Source organism: Streptomyces cinereospinus, from assembly GCF_042430725.1.
Classification (GTDB): domain Bacteria; phylum Actinomycetota; class Actinomycetes; order Streptomycetales; family Streptomycetaceae; genus Streptomyces; species Streptomyces cinereospinus.
In genome coordinates this window covers 1-15,491 of the sequence record NZ_JBHMCY010000114.1, presented here as the reverse complement: position 1 = coordinate 15,491, position 15,491 = coordinate 1, and the positions used below count along the sequence as shown (strand labels likewise).

The following is a 15,491-nucleotide window of genomic DNA, read 5'->3' as shown; positions in this document are numbered from 1 at the left end:
CACCCGCTCAAGCGGACACGCCACCGACAAATGCACCTGACCAAGCACTACTAGTTGTCCGAGGGCGGCTCGGGGGCGTAGTCGCGGTGGACGTAGCGGGCTTTGGTGCCTTCCCCGACCCGCACCGCGGTGCCGTCCTCGGCCCACGTCTTGAGCCAGCCCACGACCGTCTGCCGCGTCGTGCCGTACTCGTCTGCCAGTGCGCGAGCGATCGCGGATGCACCCGTTCCTTCCCGGCCCGCGGCGAGGAGCGCGGCGAGCGCGGCCCGCTGCGCGGGACTGTCCTGCTCCTGCTCCTTGCGCAGTGCGGACAGGTTCAGCCCTGCCGCGGGCGGTGGGGTGTCGGGGTCGGGGGCGGTGGCGAACTGGGCGTCGATCTCCTCGCGGAACCGGCGCAACAGGTCGTCGTCGCCGCCCGGCGTCCCGGCGCGGTCGGTGCGCAGCGCGGACAGGTTCAGCCCGCCCCCGTCACCTGGCGCCGACTGCTCGGTGCCGGTCGTTTCCGGGGTGAGGTCGCGCATCCACGCTGTGCGCTCCGCGTCCCAGCGCCGCGCGTAGTCGGCGCCCGCGGCGTTCGCGGACACCGCGTCCAGACGCGGGTGCCGGTCGCTGGTGGCGACGGTGATGTCCCGGATCTGGGAGGGCTTGATCCGCCACGCCTTGAACAGCGCGCCCGGCGACTCGGGGGTGCCCATGAAGCCGGCGCCCTTAAAGGGCGCTTGGTCCACGCGCAGCCCGCGCCGGCCGGGGAACATCTTGGAGAGGTCCATGCCCTCGGTCTCGCCACCGGTCAGGGCGACGCGGACTTTGGCCTCACGGCGGATGAGGAGGTTGCCCAGCACGCTGCCGGTCGCCCCGAGCGCGGTGATGATCGTGCGTCCGCCCATGGAGCGGTGCATGCGGATGAACTCATAGATTCGCTTGGCGAGTTCCTTCATCCGCCGGTCGGTGGAGACCAGGATCTCCGCGCCCTCGTCGATGACCAGCATGATCTGCGGAATCTTCGCGCTCACCGGCAGCAGGTCGGTGTCGTGCTTGGCCATCAGTTCCTGATACGCGCGCTTGCGGTGCAGACCGACCGCGATCGCCGCGTCCAGCAGCCTCAAGGCTTCCTCGTAGGTGCCGGCGAGCCAGTCCACGCCGGGGCGCACCGGAGTGCCGTCCGCCTGCTTGAGTTCGCCGCTCAGGGCGGGGCGCACCCAGGGCAGGCCGGCGGATCCGGCGTTCAGGTCGATCACCCAGGTCAGGACGTCCTCGGCGCGGGCGAGGCCGGCCAGGATCGTGTGCAGCATGTTCGTCTTGCCCGACCCGGTCGGCCCGACGACCAGCGCGCACTGCTCGCGCAGGTAGGCGAGGACGTCGTCACCGTTGGTGCGGAACCCCCAGGGGATGCCGGTCAGGATCGACAGCGGCGTGTAGTCCTCGGGGTAGGTGCGGGCTTCGGCGAGGACGTTGCGGGTGGTGACGTCCACGATCGCCCGGCCCTGGTGTACGCCGGGGCCGACCGCGGCGGTGCAGCCGTGCGGCAGCTTCGCGTCCGCCGACAGGGCCGCGGCGTACTGGGCGATGCGGTCGTAGGTGATGCCGCCCTGCGGTTCGAGATCGAGGGAGTAGCCGTTGCCGGTCTCCCACATCTCCACGGCCAGCACGCGCACGGTGATGTTGCAGATCCGGCGGATGCGCTCCACCCACTCCGCGGCGATCTGGCGTCGCTCCGCACTCATCTCCTGCGCGATCTGGCGCCGCTCTGCCGCGAGGGCTTCTTCCTCGCGGGCCTCTTCGTACAGGGAGACGGAGCGGGCCCCGGCGCCCATCCCGACGCCGATTGTGGCGAGGGAACCGAGGGCGGCCCACGACAGAGGGCCGGTGGTCATGGCCCAGGTGGTCCACCCGGCGCCGACCAGCCAGGATGCGGCCTTGAACGCGAGGGTGCGGCCCGCGTTGCGGACCTTGAGCCCGGCGACGGTGTGGCCGAGGGCGCCGGCACCCCCGACAGTGAGCGCCCACAGGGGCGGCATGCCGGTCGCGGCGCCGGTCGTGGCGATGGCCAGGGCTCCGGTGGTCGCGGACAGGGCGCCGGTCACGGGTCCGTGACCGGCGCTCCAGTCCAGCACCGGGCCACTGTCCGCATGCTTATTCTTGTTCGCGGCAGTGGTGGCACTCATGTCAGACGTTCCAGCCCTTCTCGGCCTCCGGGCCGTTGCGGGGGTCCTCGTGGCGGGCGATGTCCTGTTCGTGGGCCTGCCGGAACAGCGGCCCCATGTCCTCCGCGACCGCGACCGCGCTCATCAGGGCGCCGAAGATGTCGTTGAAGCCGTCGGCGACCTCCTTCTCCAGCGGGAACTCGTTGTCCGCGCGCTCGGCGAGGGTTTTCATCACGTTCGCCACGCTGGTCAGCGCGGCGGGGAGCCCTTCGACCATGGCGAGGATCTCCATGGCGTCCTCGGGGTCGTATGACTGTGCGGCCTGCTCCATCTCGGCGGCGTGCTCTTCGAACTGGAACCCGGACACGTGCTCTCCTTCACTGGTTGACGTGCGGTCGGTGTTGTTCGGGACGGGCCCGGCCGGGCGCTCCACCCGCTCCCCGAGCCCATCAGTGACGTCCTTGGCGGCCTCCTGCTCTGCCGCGTCCTCCGCGGCGGCCTGCTCCTCACGGATCGCCGCATCGCGCTCGGCGCGCTGCTCGCGGGCCGCGCCGGTCAGCCGTCGGTACAGGCGCCGGCCCGGGTGGACCAGCCAGGGCAGGCCCAACTTCCGGCCCAGCGGACTGGTCAGGAACCCGAGGAGACCGATCGGGAGCGCGAGCAATGCGGCCAGGGCGCGGCGCCCGTGGAAGCGCGCTGCAGAGCGGCGCAGGGCCTTCCTCGCGGCCTGCCGGGCGGGCGCCTTGCGCACGCTCGAACGACCGTCGGCCACCTTCCGCGCGGTGGCCGCGTCCCGGCGCGCACGCTGCTTGGCGATGGCCGCCTGCTTCACCGCACGCGCCTTGCGGCCCGCACCCCCGAGCATCCGGCCCGCCAGACCACCCGACTGTGCCCGCGCCTTGTGGGACTTGGGGGCGTTGCGGCGGGCGTCGGCGACTGCGCGCCGGGCCGCGGAGGTCTGCTCCCGCTTCTGGGCGCGGGACGCTCCAGCCTGCTTCTGCGCCTTCCGCAGCGCCCTGACCTGCCCCGCCTTGGACAGAGCTCCCACCGGACCGCCACGACCACCGCTCTTGAGCCCGGCGGGCTTGTTCAGGGAGACCGGAGCACTGTGCTTGGCCGCCCCGGACCGGCCCTGACCAGCCGCGCCACGCCCTCCACCGGCGCTCGGTCCGCGCCGCTTCTGGCCGGGGACCTTGCCCGACCCGCCAGCTGTGCGACCGCCGCCCGAGCTGGTCTTTCGGCCGGCGGTGTTCAGGCCGGCGGAGCGGTGTCGGGCGGCGTGCTGGCGGGCCGCGGTACGCGCGGCGGCCCGGCGCGTGGCCTGCTTCGGGCGCGGGTTGCGGCTGCGGTAGGAAGCGAGGGTGCCGACCACGACCATGCCTGTGGCGGCGACTGCCGCGGCGACCGGCCCGCCGATCAGCCCCGCCCCCGCGATGGTGGAGACGGTGGCGTTGGCCCCGGACAGGGCCAGTGGGGTGACGGGCCAACCACCCGGGGCGTCTTCTACCTGGCTGTTCTTCTGCTCATCCGCCTTGTCCACAGCCTGTGCAGGGGCCGGGGCGGGCGGGGTGTCGGTGGTGGCGGGGGCCACTACCGCTTCCGTACTGATGTCGGTCATGCTGAAGGCACTCCTTCCGGAGTGAAAAGCAGGACCCGAATGCGCCGGTCAGAGGGAGGCGTTCGGGTCCTGCACCTGTATGGGGGATGCGCTGTTCAGACGGGGATTTCAGGCGGCGCACTGGTCCTCGGGGGCGGCACAGGAGCCGCACATGCCCAGCGAGGGCGGAATGACGTAGCCGACATCGCGCCGGCACTCGGGGCAGACGCGGCGGGCAGCGTTGGCCTTGGCCAGGGCCGCCCACCGGCCCGGGGTCATCGGACGCACCGGCTTGGCCCGGTCGATGCGGTACAGGTAGGCGACCAGCGGGCCGCGCCGCCGGCGCGGGCGTTCGAGCTGGGCGGCAACGTCCTGACCGCCGGGCCGCAGACCGAGGGCGCGCAGTTGCCGGTAGGTCGCGTAGCCGTCTGGGGCGAGTCGCCAGCGGTAGACGGGCAGGGTTCCCATCACTGACCCGCGATCACGAGTTCAGCGCGGTCGCCGTTGGGGTCGCGGTGCTCGGCGTAGCGGGCAGACACCCACCCCACCGACCAGCCGCACAGCTCGACTGCGGCCCGCACCGACAGCCCCTCGACGAACGCGGCGTGCACGGTGGCGCGGGCGAGGTCTTCCGGCTGCTTCTCCGTGGCCGGGCCGGCCGCCAACAATGCGGCCCGCTCACGCGCCGCCCGCTCCTCGCGCTCCTGGCGTTCACGGCGCTCACGCTCGGCCCGCTCCCGCTGCTCCCGCAGCGCGCGCTCTCGGGCTTCCCGCTCACGCTGTTCACGCTCGCGCTGCTGCTGTTCACGCTCCCTCTCGCGGCGTTCACGCTCGGCCTGCTCGGCCCGCTCGCGTGCCTGCTGCTGCTCGCGCTCCTCGCGCCGCGCGGCGGCTTCCCGCTCGGCCTGTTCACGGGCCATGCGCGCTTCGTGCTCGCGCTGTTCACGGGCCAGCGCCGCGGCGTGCTCGCGTTCCTCCCGGGCCCGCCGCTCGGCCTGCTCGCGCCGCTCGGCCGCGGCCCGCTCCCGCGCTTCGCGCTCGGCCCGCTGCTGTTCCTCCTGCGCCTTGAGGGCCGCGGCGATCGCGCGCCGGTAGGCGAGTCCGGTCTCGGCCGTGACGATGAGCAGCAGCGGCGCGACCGCGTGCACAGCCACGCCCACCAGGTCGCCTTGCAGGGCGGAGTCCGCGACGTTCAGGGCGAGGGTCATGCAGCCGGTCATCCAGCGCAGGGCGATGGGCCACCGGCCGCCGTGCCCCCCGAGACGGGCCAGGACGGCATCCAGACGGACGACGATGACGACCGCAGCGTCCACCACGAGAGGGAGGATCGGGGCGGTCCAGGCCCAATGAGCGGGCGTGTGCGCGGCCGCGAGCGGGGTCACGGTCAGGATCGAGTACAGCATCGCCCCGGCCACGATCAGCCACGTGCCGGCCGACAACGCGCGCTCGGCTGAACGGATATGAGCGGTGTTCACGCCCTCACCTCCCTCCGTGAACGCACGCGGATTGCGGCGATCAGCAGCACCGCAGAGGACGGGTCATCGGGGACTTCGCTGTCCTCGGTCCACGTCCACTCGGCCCCCGGAACGGGCTCGAACCCGAGCGTCTTGAGCGCGTCCGTGCGCTGCGTGAACGTCGGCACCACGCGCCCGAAACGGTGCTCGGGCCACCGCTCGGTGGTGTTCATCAGCGCCACATACAGGCGCCAGCGGCCCTGCCGCATGGACACCTGAGCGGTGAAGGTCGTCGGTGTCACCTCACGCCCCCGGCGGTGAGCAGGGCGGCGAGGATGAGCAGGGCGCCACCGGTCATGGTCCAGTCGACCGCGCGGCGCAGGCAGGTGAACTTGGCGACCGCGAGCCGGGACAGTCCGGCGACGTCGGCCGCGAGGTCGCTGGCGACTGCGGTGATGATCTGGTCGGCGGTGAGGGTGGCCCACAGGGGGAAGCCGTGCCGGCCGGACAGGTTCGGACGCACCGACCGCAGCAGCAGACCGGCCGCACCCAGCAGCAGCACCAGACCAGCCCCGCCGGTGACGATGGCGGGCCAGTTCAGCGGCAGGTCGCGGGCGACCGACCAGGTTCCGGCGAGGACCGCGCCGACGAACGCCAGCAGCAGCGCAGTCTTGCTGTCCGTCCGCGCGATCTCCGCCTTCACCTCGGCGTGCGCGGCGACCAGGCCGCGTTCCGAGGCGCTCATGCGGCACCACCGGACAGGCGCCAGTCGGCCGCGTGGTTGAGCTGCGCGACGCGGGCGGCGAGGGCGCGGCGGCGGGCCCGGCGGATGCGGCGGGTGTCCACCTCGCTCGGCGTGCGGTCCAGCGTGAGGATCTGCGCGTCCAGCAACTCGACGTCCGCCAGGATGACGGGCATCTCACGCTCGATCGCGTCCAGCTCCGCGGCCGTCGGCTCCATGAAGTCGGCGAACGCGGTAACAGCGTCCTGAACAGTAACGATGTGGTCCATTGGGTCGTGATCTCCCTTGCAGGTGGAACGGCCCGAACAGCGCCCCGGAGTTGCCGCTCCGGGGCGCGCGCCGTTGAAGGTGAAGGCCGCACGCGAGTAGTGCGGCGGGCCGCGTAGCAGCGGCCGGCGCCCCGGGCCGGATTCGATCCGGCGCCCCTCACGGCTGGAAGCCGGGGCCGATGTGCGGAAGGTGGTGCTGGTCAGCGCTGGACGACGGGGCGGTGCAGGTCCCGGTGAGCGACCGTGACCCGGTGGCCGTCCGAGCGCAGCCGCTCGGCCAGCGCCAGGGCGAACGTCGGGGCGCGGTGCCGGCCCCCCGCGCACCCGTCCGCGACGGTCACCGTGCCGGCACTCGGGCCCGCAGCGAACGCGGTGACCGCCGTGGCGGTGGCGTCCACCAGCGCGGTGATGCCCGGGGTGGCCAGCACGGCGGCGCGCACCGGGGCGTCCTCGGCGGTCATGTACCGCAGCTCGGGTGATACGTGCGGGTCGCGGAAGTGGTGACGCAGGTCGATGGTCAGGTGAGCGGTGGGCGGGGCGTCGTGCAGGAAGCCGAACGAGACGATCTCGACAGTGCTCATGCGAACTCCCAACGAAGTGGCCGGTGAGGTCGGGCGGGTCAGCGCTCCCGGCGCTCCAGCTCCCGGGCGATGTCGTTCTGCGCGTTGATCGCGCTGAGCGCGTTGTGGCCCCTGTCGCGCTCGCGGGTGATCAGGTCGTACTCGCGCTGCAAGTCGGCGCTGCTCTGGTTCTGCATGTCGGACGCGGCAGAGCGGGTGCGGAACATGTCGGTCTCCCTCTGAGATGTGTGGCCCGCTGGTCAGCGGGAGTGCCCCGGACGAGATTCGATCTCGCGCCCTCACGGCTGGATGCCGGGGCGATGTGCATGTCTCCTTCGGGGGTGCCGGGCCCGTATCAGGTAGCGCGGCATGTCCCCGTTCTAGGCGTATGGAGACGCGACCTTTCGGTCTAAGCCCTCCCGAATGACCAGGGTCGGGTGCGCCCTCGGCCCGCTCTGTCCCGGGCCCCTTGACCTCCAAGGCGCTCTGAAATAGGGCGTCGTGAGGTCCTGCACCCGCTGTCCGGCGAATCACCCGGCGGGCACATCCCTAAGGTTCCCTAGGGTTCCTTGGGGTGTCAAGCGGTAAGCTAGGGAACCTCAGGGAAGTGACGACAAGGAGCGGACGAAATGGCAGGCCAGGCCGACAATCGGGCGCCGTACGCGAGGATCGCCGCCCACTACACGGAGCTGATTACGTCTGGTCAGCTACAGCCAGGGACTCTCTTGCCGAGCATCAAGAACATGTCGGAAGAGTGGAAGGTAAGTACGGCGACAGCCGAGAAAGCCCTACGCAAGCTGCGCAACGAAGGGCTTGTTCGTGGCATCCACGGCATCGGTACTGAGGTTCTGGATCGGCCGGCCTCCATGTCGTCCGGGGCGCAGCGGCAGGACCGGGGCCGGCGTACCGGGTCAAGCTGGGGGACGGGCGAGCGCTCGGACTCTCATCAGGCGGCCGTGGTGCCCGCGCCCGATGACGTGGCGCAAGCGCTGGACGTTCAGCCAGGCTCCGACGTGGTGCGCCGTAGCCGCGTGTACCGGGACCGGCACGGCATCGTTGCTCACAGCACGTCGTGGATTCCCGGGCGGTACGGGAAGCTGATCCCTCAGCTTGCAGCGAGCGAGCGATTGACAGGGGGAACTTCGCTCCAGCTCATTGCCCAGGCGACCGGCCACCCGATCAGCCACCGCATCGATACCGCCTCCGCGCGCTTGCTGACACCCGAGTACGCCCGACTCCTGGAGCTGGACCCCGAGAACCCGCCGACGGACCCCGTGGTCGTGATGACTGCCAAGTTCGTGGACAGCGAGGGCAACATCGTGGAATACGGCGTGGACCTCGGCGGTCCAGGTCGGACATGGCGCACGGAATCGGAGGTGGCGCCGTGACCGCCGTGGGCGACACGCTCGTGAGCGCACTCGAAGACCATATGGCGGTACTGCTTACGACTCGCAGGGCTGGCACAATCACGCACGAAGCCGAAGCGGAGGTGGCTGCCATCTCCCGAACTATGAGGGGATCGATGCCCCCACATCCGCCGTTCTGTGTCCTTATGGCCGGACTCCCCGGCTCCGGCAAGACGACTCTTTCCCGCGCGCTCACCGCCTGCGGCTTCGTACGGCTGTGCCCGGACGAAGAGATGTTCCGTCGGCACGGCGTGTATGGCGTGGACTTCCCCCGCGGGGTTTTCCCTACCCTTGAGCGGCCCGTCCTCGAAGACGTAGGGGCCGAACTGCGGGACCAGCTCAAGGCGGGGCACGATGTCGTCGTTGATCACGGCTTTTGGACCCCGGAGGACCGGGCGAAATGGCGAGCGATCGCTGCAGACGCCGGCGCGACTCCTGTGCTCGTCTACCTGGCGGCTAGCCATGACGAATTGTGGGCGCGGATCAGCAAGCGCAACGAGTTCCACGCGAACGACCCCAACTCGATCTACTTCTCCGAGAGCGACCTACAGCGGTACCGCACGCGATTCGTCCCCCCCGAGGCAGACGAGCCGCACCTGTTCTACGAAGGCGACCCCGCAATCGTGGTCGCAGCCCTGGAGGCCCTTCAGCCCTGACCGCTACTAGGGGGAAGAGGTCTGCACGCACGAAGGCTGCCTGGCCAGTCGGCACCTCTATAGCACACGGCGACCGTGGGGCGTGGCTGCGACACGCGACACGACCTGCATCAATGAGCCAAACCCCCTATCTAGTGCTTGGATTACGTCCACAGCCCAGAAGGCGTGGTCCTTCACCGGTGTTCCCACTGGTGCGCGACTAGTCTTAGGGCTGCGCCCTCCCAGAAGCTCCAACTCACGATCTTCGTTTCCAGGCGAAACGAAGGCCTGGGTAAGAGCCCAGGTTCCTGCTGGAGCCGATAGGGAGGGTGCCAGGTGACCGAGGAGTCTGCTCCGGGTGATCACTGTGCGCGATGCGAACGCCGTTCGTCGATTAGACAAGCGGTGCTCGACTGGACGCCGGTGATCATCTTGGTCATTAGGGAAGTGGTGCAGTCTCTCTGGCCTTAGCCAGAGGCACAGGACCGGCCGGCGGGATCGGCATCGAGCCCGACCGCGTAGAGATCGGCCGGGCTCGTGATGCACCCTTCAAGGGCCTGACGCTGCGGCACACAGCGTTGGGCCCTTCTGGCTTCACGTGCCTTGCGAGTCTCGGTGAGGCTGCGTGAGTCCGGGTTCGTAGGCATCGTAAGTCATTCGCGTCGCGATGTGCATTGCGACGCAATGCACATCGCGAACACTACTGACCTGGCGATGGTGGTCCGCGAGTCGACTCGCGGACCACACGGTCAACATGCTCACATCGCTGGTCAAGGACCCCGTGAGCTTCGCAAGTCACTTCGCGGAAGCCCGCGCGGATGGCGAGGCCAGCCGAGCGATGAAGCCTGACGTCGACGTACGTCAGTGCCTAGTGACGTACAGGCGTGTGCTCAACGCTGTGAACGAAGCGCGAGTGCACGCCTACGGATCAGAGGGCGAAGAAGCTGGGCAGGGCACTCCGCGCAGTCGTCGGCGCGAGGGCCGGCCCCCTCGCTCAAGCCAGCCTCCCCGCCAGTGACGCTGACCCCGCTGGTGGGTGGCCTGTACATCCGACCCGGCGTCAGGTTCGTTGCCATGAAGGGGCGTTCTGGTGCCGCACTCGTGCAACCTTAACTTTCTCCGTGATATTTTCACGCCTGTGATTAAGGATGAGGTCGCCCGCATCCGGGATGCCGCGGCGCAGCTCTGTGAACCCCTGCACGACGCCTTCGCTTGGGCTGTCCAGCGGCAGCGCCGCCGACTCCCTGAGATGAACGGCCCCGCCTACGGGTGGATCCGTACACATATGACCCGCGCCCTCGTCCACTCCCGGCTCACCTCGGCCAGTGACAGCCTCGGAGACTGGAAGCTCAGCGGCAACCATCGCCGTAACGGAGAGCTGTGGCTCACAAACAATGAGTACCGCACCCGCCTGCTGCACGGCTTCCGGGACGACCACGTCCCAGCCCCGGGGCCCAACCGTCAGCGCCGGGCCTTCTACCAGAACCGGCCGTTGACGAAGTTCGGCCAGCCGACCCTGCTCGGACCCGAGGACAACGACCTGCTTATCCTCTGGCGTATCGATGCTGAAGGTGCGCCGTTGTTTCGGGTAGTGCGAACGATTGGCACCTGGCGGTTCGGCAAGGAGCAGCTAGTCGATCTTGACTTCCCGCTCCTCACCAGCGCGTCCGATCTGCGCGACCTTCACTTCGAGCCGCAAGATGAAGGTCTGGAACTTGAACTTCCGAATGAGGAGACGAACGATGCCGACGGCACTGGAGGCTTCTCCTGGTGAGCGGCTGCGGACCCTCCGTGACCTTCTGGGGCTCACTGGCGCCGACCTCAATCGCCTAACCAAGATCAGTCAGAGTTGGATCTCACAAGTCGAGACGGGGGCCCGCGAGCCGGCAGAAGACCGGCTCCGCGTCATCGCTGAAGCCACCGACACCCCGATGAGCTTCTTCTACGCAAGGCCGTCTTCTGTACCGCTGGACTCGCTGCGCTTCCGCAAGATGGCAACTGCTAGCAGGACCGTCACACGCCGCATCAGTGCCTTCTATGGCGAAGGCTTCCGCGTAACAGAAGAGATTACGGGCCGGGCTCACTACCCGGCTCCACCTCTTCCGTTCGCCAGTGAGTCGGAGATTGGTGACGACGACATCGAGGAGCTTGCAGCGCAGACTCGCGTCGCCCTGCGGCTGGCTGCTGACAAGCCGATCCCACATCTGACCCGGGCTCTAGAACGGGCAGGGATCGCTGTGGCTCCCATCGTGCTACCTGACCCAACGGGTGACTCTGTCAGCCCGACAAACAAGCACTTCGGTGTGTCGTACTGGGCAGGAATCGGGGAAACGGCCCTGATCGCATACTTTCCTGGCCCCCAGGGAGACCGCGACCGGTTCACCCTTGCCCATGAACTTGGCCACCTCGTGCTTCATACGTTCAGGCCCCATGCAGTGGACCCAGAAGGAGAGGCAAACCGTTTCGCAGGCGCCTTCCTGGTGCCATACGAGCGGGCACGAGAGGAGATGACAGATCGCCTGACGCTTGAGGGCTTCGCCCGACGCAAGCAGGCTTGGGGCGTATCCATCCAGGCCCTCATCCTTCGCGGTGCTGCTGTAGGCAACATCGATGAGAGCCGCAAACGTTCGCTTTATGTGCAGCTAACTCAGCGAGGCTGGCGCAAGGAGGAGCCTGTGTCAGTTGGCCAAGAGGATCCCTTGCTCCTGTGGAGCCTGCTGCAGCGCCAGTATGGAGACAGACCATACCTGCCTGCCTCGGACGAGCTTGCGATCCAACCCACGGTCTTGCGCTCCATTGCTCCGCAACCGGTCAGTAAGAGGCCTGCCGCTGAGGCGTCGATGCCTCGCACTGACGGCAAGGTCCTGACCTTCACTCACCGCGCCACACAGTCGTCGGCAACTCTTCGAAGAGCAGCGCAGTAGAGCTTGGTAGCTGTAGGCCTCCGTAAGTCGACTTACGCTTCTGCCGCCCGTAACCAGTAGATGTCCGCCGCCTGTCGTTGTCCTGGTCGTTGTCCAGTGCGCCAATGAGCGCCGCCGTTCACCGTAGTACGCGCGCCCCTCCTGAGCTGCTGTGCGAATGCCCACGTACGCCTCCGCACGACCATGCGCACAGTTGGAAAGCGTGTTGGGGGCAACCCCTCACGAGTTCGAATCTCGTATCCTCCGCCAGCTCAGAGGGCCGGACCACAAAAGTGGTCCGGCCCTCTGGCGTTCGTCCGTCTCAGTTTCCGTCTCAGTCGGCATTCCCGCTGGTGGCGGGCGGCTCCCAGAACGCGTCTCCGACCTGCTGGGCGACCTTGCGGAGCATGATCCCCGTCACATGCATGTAGCGGGCCCGCATCCGCGCCGCTCCTCCGGGCTCCCATCCCATGATCGAGTCGATCACGACATCCGGGACACCAAGGATCAGCAGCACGGTCGCGGCGGTGTGGCGAGCGTCGTGGAGACGGCCGTCCCGCACGCCCGCGTCCCGAAGCAGCCGCTTCCAGACGTGGTAGTCGGTGTTCGGGCTCAGCGGCCCGCCGGTGGGCGAGGCGAAGACGTACCCCTTGCCCTCCCAGTCGGCACCGGCGGCGATCCGCTCGCGTTCCTGCTCCTCCTGGTGCTGGCGGAGAAGCTTGATCAGCGGGTCGGGCAATCCGATCGTGCGACGCCCGGCACGCGACTTGGTGGACTTGTGTTCACGCCGGATCTGCTCCCGGTGGGGGCAGTAGCCGGCCGCGGCCCTGCCGCACGGAGTCCCACCACAGCCGTGCCGGTACTTCGGCCGCAGCCGGTTCTTACGGATGCGGACGTATCCCGCGTCGAGGTCGACGTCCTCCCAGTGGAGCCCGAGCGCTTCCCCCCTGGCGCAGGCCGAGCGCCAGGGCGACGACCCACCGAGCGCTGTTCCGCAGCTTCGACGCCTCGACGAGCAGGCTTTGAACCTCCTCGATCGTGTACGGCTCGATGTCCTCCTCCTCGAGCCGCGGCGCCTTCGCGATCTCGGCCGCGTTGGTCGGGACGTGTCCGCGCCGGACCGCCTCACCGAGGGCGACCCGGATCGTCCGGTGGACGTGGTGGGCGGTGCCGGCGGAACTCCCGGAGTCCTGCATCTTCCGGTAGAAGCGTTCCAGGTGCTCGGGCTCCAAGCGGTCGAGCTTGTGGGCACCGAGGCCGGGCACCAAGTGCACGCGAACGTCGACCTCGTACCCGTCGTACGTGTTCTCGGAGACGTACGGCTTGGCGATGTTCTCGACCCAGTGCTCGAGCCAGGCTTGGAGTGTCCAGCTCTGCCCCGGCTTCCGGAGCTTCCTCTCGTCGCGCGCTCGCTCTATCTCCCGGACGGCCTTGGTCACCTCGGCTTTGGTCTTCCGCTCGACGTGGCGGCGGTCGGGCTTGCCGTCATCACGGACGCCGACCGTCACCCGGCCGTGCCATTTCCCGTCCTTGCCGAGGTAGATGGACGAGGCCCCGTTGGGCTGGCGGGTCCGCTTCCGCTCTGCCATGTCCCCTCCCCTACGCGACGGCGGCCGGACGCCGCAGCTTCGCCACGTACGCCGAGAGGGCGTCGACCGGGACTCGCCGCAGCCGCCCCACGGTCACGGACTCGATCTCGCCGGACATGACGAGCCGGAAGCACGTCGTACGGCCGATCCGGAGCCGCCGCGCAGCCTCTTCGACGGTCACCAGCACCAAGGCGGAGTCCGCGGCGGTCTCGTCGCAGGCCGCCGTGCGAACCGCTGTCAGCATGGTCATCGGGTGAGGTCTCCCATCGGGTCGAGACCGGGATCGTCGGAAGTCGAGGACGGCCGGACGGCGTCGGGCCGTGGGGCAACGTGGGCGACGAGGCGTTCCGCGTCCGTCCAGCCGGTGCCGGCGAAGCGCCAGTGCGAGAGGACGAGCACGGTGTCCGGGTCGGGCAGCGGGTGGCCGGCCTCTGCCGCGCGTTCGCGGGCCAGTGCCTCGTTGTGGTCGGCGCGTTCCTGGCGGAGGGCGCCGAGGGTGACGGAGTAGGCGCGGGATTTGGTGGAGAAGTGGCCGCGGAAGCCGAGCATGTGGGCCCACTTGCGCAGGCGCAGGTCTTCGAGTTCGGGCAGGGCGCCGAGGTGCCAGCAGGTGAGGATCATGCGCCGGGTGTGGTCGGTGACACCGGAGCCGATCAGGTCGGTGATCGGGTTGCGGATGGGCCGGTCCAGGGTGCCCGCGGTCTCGGCGCCCTTGGTGGCGTACTTGGCGATGTAGGCGGCCACGGCGCGGCTGGACAGTTCCGAGGTGCCCGCGAAGTCGGCCGAGCGGATGGGGCGGATGTCGAGCTGTTCGCCGAAGCGGAAGGCGTACGCCTGGCCGTCGAGGACCGGGCCGGGCGTCTCCGCGAGCCGGGCCGCGGAGCGGATCGCGTCGGTGAGCAGTTCGGTGGTGGCCCAGGCCGGCGGGGCGTCTTCGGCACCGTCCGGGCCGTCGAGGCGGATGACGGCGTGGAAGTGGACGGCGCCGCGCCGCTGGTACTCGGCGACCTTGGCGTAGGAGACCTTGAGGCAGTGGCGCAGCGCGGAGCGGCCGATGCCCGCGCGGGAGGCGAGGTGCTGGCGCAGGTAGGTGGTGAAGCGGCCCCACAGGGCTCCGGCGTGTGCGTTCCACAGGACGGCCGCGCGGTAGTCGTAGCGGTCCGGATCGAGGGGTGTGCCGAGGGCGGGGTCGTCTTCGGGGTGGAGGCGTCCGCAGCGGCACCGGCCGCCGCCGGGGCGGTTGTGGACGGGGCCGAAGGACGGGGCGGTGAAGGTGGCGAAGACGCGCGGGTGTTGGGCGACGGACGGGCCGATGCCCTTGCCGCCGCTCAGTCCGGCGGTGACCAGGTGGAAGGTGTCTTTGCGGTAGGTCTCGGCGCAGGAGGCGCACCGGGTGGCGCGGCGGTTGTTGCAGCGGATGAGGAGTTGTCCGGCCGGAAGGTCGCGGTCGGCGATCTCGCGGACGATCTCCCCGGTGGCGGCGTGGACGTCGAGCCGGTGGCCCTCCATCCGGACGGGCCGCTCGCAGCCGCCGAGGCGCTGGATCTGGTGGGCGTAGGCGCTGAGGTCGCCGCGCCGGGCGAGTGCTGCCAGTTGGCGGATGGCTGCGGTCGGAGCCGCAGGGTGCATGTGCGGGTTCCTTCTTGCAAGGGGTGGGTGTTCGGTGCGAGCACCCAGCCTGTCAAGGGGGCTAGACAGTAGTGGCAGGCTGGGCGGATGGAGCAGTGAGGTCAGCGATGGGTGAGGACGGAGCGGATGACGACGGCGCACACGGCCACGGACGTGGCGGTGAGGGCGACGGCGAGGAGCATGGAGACCAGGACGGCGCCGACGACCAGGACCGCGGCGGTGCCGCCGCCGACGAGAGCGAGTGCGGTGCCGGGGGTGAGCCGGGCGGCCGGGCGGGTCGGGGCCGTGGTCGTGGCTGACTGTCGTCGGCTGAGGTTCAGGCGGGGCGTATCGAAGGTGCCAGCCTCATCGAGCGCGGCAGAGCTGGGCCGTCCCTGGGCCGTCCGACGTTGCTCGACAGTGGCCAATGACGACCAACGACGACCACCAGGCGCACGAGCCCACCGCCCCTGACCAGCAAAAGCCCAGCTCACCAAGATTCCCGGCAAGACCCAGGGCGAGAAGACACCTAGTACTCCAGTGCGGTTTCGTGATCTATCCAGCGGGTTCGCCGACGGCTCGTC

General features: G+C 69.5%; 16 protein-coding genes and 1 pseudogene. 4 read left to right on the top strand and 13 right to left on the bottom strand.

From position 1 onward, the window contains the following. Positions 1 to 50: 50 nt before the first annotated feature. The 9 genes from ACFF45_RS33785 to ACFF45_RS33745 all read right to left on the bottom strand — a co-directional run bounded on the left by ACFF45_RS33785 (position 51) and on the right by ACFF45_RS33745 (position 6,993). Positions 51 to 2,165 (bottom strand): FtsK/SpoIIIE domain-containing protein, encoded by a 2,115-nt coding sequence (locus tag ACFF45_RS33785; protein ID WP_381350788.1) that lies wholly within the window; start codon positions 2,163 to 2,165, stop codon positions 51 to 53. Between the two features lies 1 nt (position 2,166). Beyond that, a complete protein-coding gene (locus tag ACFF45_RS33780; RefSeq protein WP_381350787.1) occupies positions 2,167 to 3,762 on the bottom strand; it encodes a hypothetical protein in 1,596 nt (531 codons plus the stop codon). Positions 3,763 to 3,870: 108 nt separating this feature from the next. Further along, positions 3,871 to 4,209 (bottom strand): RRQRL motif-containing zinc-binding protein, encoded by a 339-nt coding sequence (locus ACFF45_RS33775; protein ID WP_381350785.1) that lies wholly within the window; start codon positions 4,207 to 4,209, stop codon positions 3,871 to 3,873. Beyond that, positions 4,209 to 5,216 carry a DUF2637 domain-containing protein gene (locus tag ACFF45_RS33770; RefSeq protein ID WP_381350784.1) on the bottom strand — a complete coding sequence of 336 codons (1,008 nt, stop codon included), beginning with the start codon at positions 5,214 to 5,216 and terminating at the stop codon, positions 4,209 to 4,211. Before ACFF45_RS33770 ends, ACFF45_RS33775 begins: the two co-directional genes overlap by 1 nt. Further along, on the bottom strand, positions 5,213 to 5,497 hold the full coding sequence (locus tag ACFF45_RS33765) for a DUF6303 family protein (RefSeq protein WP_381350782.1): 285 nt from the start codon (positions 5,495 to 5,497) through the stop codon (positions 5,213 to 5,215). The genes ACFF45_RS33770 and ACFF45_RS33765 overlap by 4 nt, the downstream gene beginning before the upstream one ends. Next, on the bottom strand, positions 5,494 to 5,940 hold the full coding sequence (locus ACFF45_RS33760; RefSeq protein WP_381350780.1) for a Pycsar system effector family protein: 447 nt from the start codon (positions 5,938 to 5,940) through the stop codon (positions 5,494 to 5,496). The genes ACFF45_RS33765 and ACFF45_RS33760 overlap by 4 nt, the downstream gene beginning before the upstream one ends. After that, positions 5,937 to 6,206 carry a DUF6284 family protein gene (locus tag ACFF45_RS33755; protein ID WP_381350778.1) on the bottom strand — a complete coding sequence of 90 codons (270 nt, stop codon included), beginning with the start codon at positions 6,204 to 6,206 and terminating at the stop codon, positions 5,937 to 5,939. The genes ACFF45_RS33760 and ACFF45_RS33755 overlap by 4 nt, the downstream gene beginning before the upstream one ends. Positions 6,207 to 6,406: 200 nt before the next feature. Then, positions 6,407 to 6,787 carry a RapZ C-terminal domain-containing protein gene (locus ACFF45_RS33750; RefSeq protein ID WP_381350776.1) on the bottom strand — a complete coding sequence of 127 codons (381 nt, stop codon included), beginning with the start codon at positions 6,785 to 6,787 and terminating at the stop codon, positions 6,407 to 6,409. Between the two features lie 38 nt (positions 6,788 to 6,825). Further along, on the bottom strand, positions 6,826 to 6,993 hold the full coding sequence (locus ACFF45_RS33745) for a hypothetical protein (RefSeq protein WP_381350775.1): 168 nt from the start codon (positions 6,991 to 6,993) through the stop codon (positions 6,826 to 6,828). A gap of 402 nt (positions 6,994 to 7,395) precedes the next feature. Between ACFF45_RS33745 and ACFF45_RS33740 the strand changes: the two genes are divergently transcribed. The 4 genes from ACFF45_RS33740 (at position 7,396) to ACFF45_RS33725 (ending at position 11,731) form a co-directional block, all read left to right on the top strand. Continuing rightward, a complete protein-coding gene (locus ACFF45_RS33740; protein ID WP_381350774.1) occupies positions 7,396 to 8,154 on the top strand; it encodes a GntR family transcriptional regulator in 759 nt (252 codons plus the stop codon). After that, positions 8,151 to 8,828, top strand: a complete 678-nt coding sequence (locus ACFF45_RS33735) for a P-loop nucleotide/nucleoside kinase family protein (protein ID WP_381350773.1) — start codon at positions 8,151 to 8,153, stop codon at positions 8,826 to 8,828. Before ACFF45_RS33740 ends, ACFF45_RS33735 begins: the two co-directional genes overlap by 4 nt. A gap of 1,117 nt (positions 8,829 to 9,945) precedes the next feature. After that, positions 9,946 to 10,581 carry a hypothetical protein gene (locus ACFF45_RS33730; protein WP_381350772.1) on the top strand — a complete coding sequence of 212 codons (636 nt, stop codon included), beginning with the start codon at positions 9,946 to 9,948 and terminating at the stop codon, positions 10,579 to 10,581. After that, a complete protein-coding gene (locus ACFF45_RS33725) occupies positions 10,550 to 11,731 on the top strand; it encodes a helix-turn-helix domain-containing protein (RefSeq protein ID WP_381350771.1) in 1,182 nt (393 codons plus the stop codon). Before ACFF45_RS33730 ends, ACFF45_RS33725 begins: the two co-directional genes overlap by 32 nt. Before the next feature lie 313 nt (positions 11,732 to 12,044). On the opposite strand, the pseudogene ACFF45_RS33720 reads toward ACFF45_RS33725, so the two are convergent. The 4 genes and pseudogenes from ACFF45_RS33720 to ACFF45_RS33705 all read right to left on the bottom strand — a co-directional run bounded on the left by ACFF45_RS33720 (position 12,045) and on the right by ACFF45_RS33705 (position 15,335). Next, a pseudogene (locus ACFF45_RS33720) lies at positions 12,045 to 13,299 on the bottom strand (tyrosine-type recombinase/integrase). Positions 13,300 to 13,309: 10 nt separating this feature from the next. After that, complete coding sequence (locus ACFF45_RS33715) at positions 13,310 to 13,549, bottom strand: excisionase family DNA-binding protein (RefSeq protein ID WP_381350770.1); 240 nt, start codon at positions 13,547 to 13,549, stop codon at positions 13,310 to 13,312. Further along, a complete protein-coding gene (locus ACFF45_RS33710; RefSeq protein WP_381350769.1) occupies positions 13,546 to 14,928 on the bottom strand; it encodes a replication initiator in 1,383 nt (460 codons plus the stop codon). Before ACFF45_RS33710 ends, ACFF45_RS33715 begins: the two co-directional genes overlap by 4 nt. Positions 14,929 to 15,029: 101 nt before the next feature. Continuing rightward, positions 15,030 to 15,335, bottom strand: coding sequence for a SpdD-like protein (locus ACFF45_RS33705; protein WP_381350768.1), 306 nt, complete (start codon positions 15,333 to 15,335; stop codon positions 15,030 to 15,032). Positions 15,336 to 15,491: the final 156 nt, after the last annotated feature.

Excerpts from the sequence above, each read along its gene's own strand:
- ACFF45_RS33755 (WP_381350778.1), bottom strand. The coding sequence starts at position 6,206 with ATGGACCACATCGTTACTGTTCAGGACGCTGTTACCGCGTTCGCCGAC.
- ACFF45_RS33785 (WP_381350788.1), bottom strand. The coding sequence starts at position 2,165 with ATGAGTGCCACCACTGCCGCGAACAAGAATAAGCATGCGGACAGTGGC.
- ACFF45_RS33715 (WP_381350770.1), bottom strand. The coding sequence starts at position 13,549 with ATGACCATGCTGACAGCGGTTCGCACGGCGGCCTGCGACGAGACCGCC.
- ACFF45_RS33745 (WP_381350775.1), bottom strand. The coding sequence starts at position 6,993 with ATGTTCCGCACCCGCTCTGCCGCGTCCGACATGCAGAACCAGAGCAGC.
- ACFF45_RS33760 (WP_381350780.1), bottom strand. The coding sequence starts at position 5,940 with ATGAGCGCCTCGGAACGCGGCCTGGTCGCCGCGCACGCCGAGGTGAAG.
- ACFF45_RS33740 (WP_381350774.1), top strand. The coding sequence starts at position 7,396 with ATGGCAGGCCAGGCCGACAATCGGGCGCCGTACGCGAGGATCGCCGCC.
- ACFF45_RS33725 (WP_381350771.1), top strand. The coding sequence starts at position 10,550 with ATGCCGACGGCACTGGAGGCTTCTCCTGGTGAGCGGCTGCGGACCCTC.
- ACFF45_RS33775 (WP_381350785.1), bottom strand. The coding sequence starts at position 4,209 with ATGGGAACCCTGCCCGTCTACCGCTGGCGACTCGCCCCAGACGGCTAC.
- ACFF45_RS33710 (WP_381350769.1), bottom strand. The coding sequence starts at position 14,928 with ATGCACCCTGCGGCTCCGACCGCAGCCATCCGCCAACTGGCAGCACTC.
- ACFF45_RS33780 (WP_381350787.1), bottom strand. The coding sequence starts at position 3,762 with ATGACCGACATCAGTACGGAAGCGGTAGTGGCCCCCGCCACCACCGAC.
- ACFF45_RS33750 (WP_381350776.1), bottom strand. The coding sequence starts at position 6,787 with ATGAGCACTGTCGAGATCGTCTCGTTCGGCTTCCTGCACGACGCCCCG.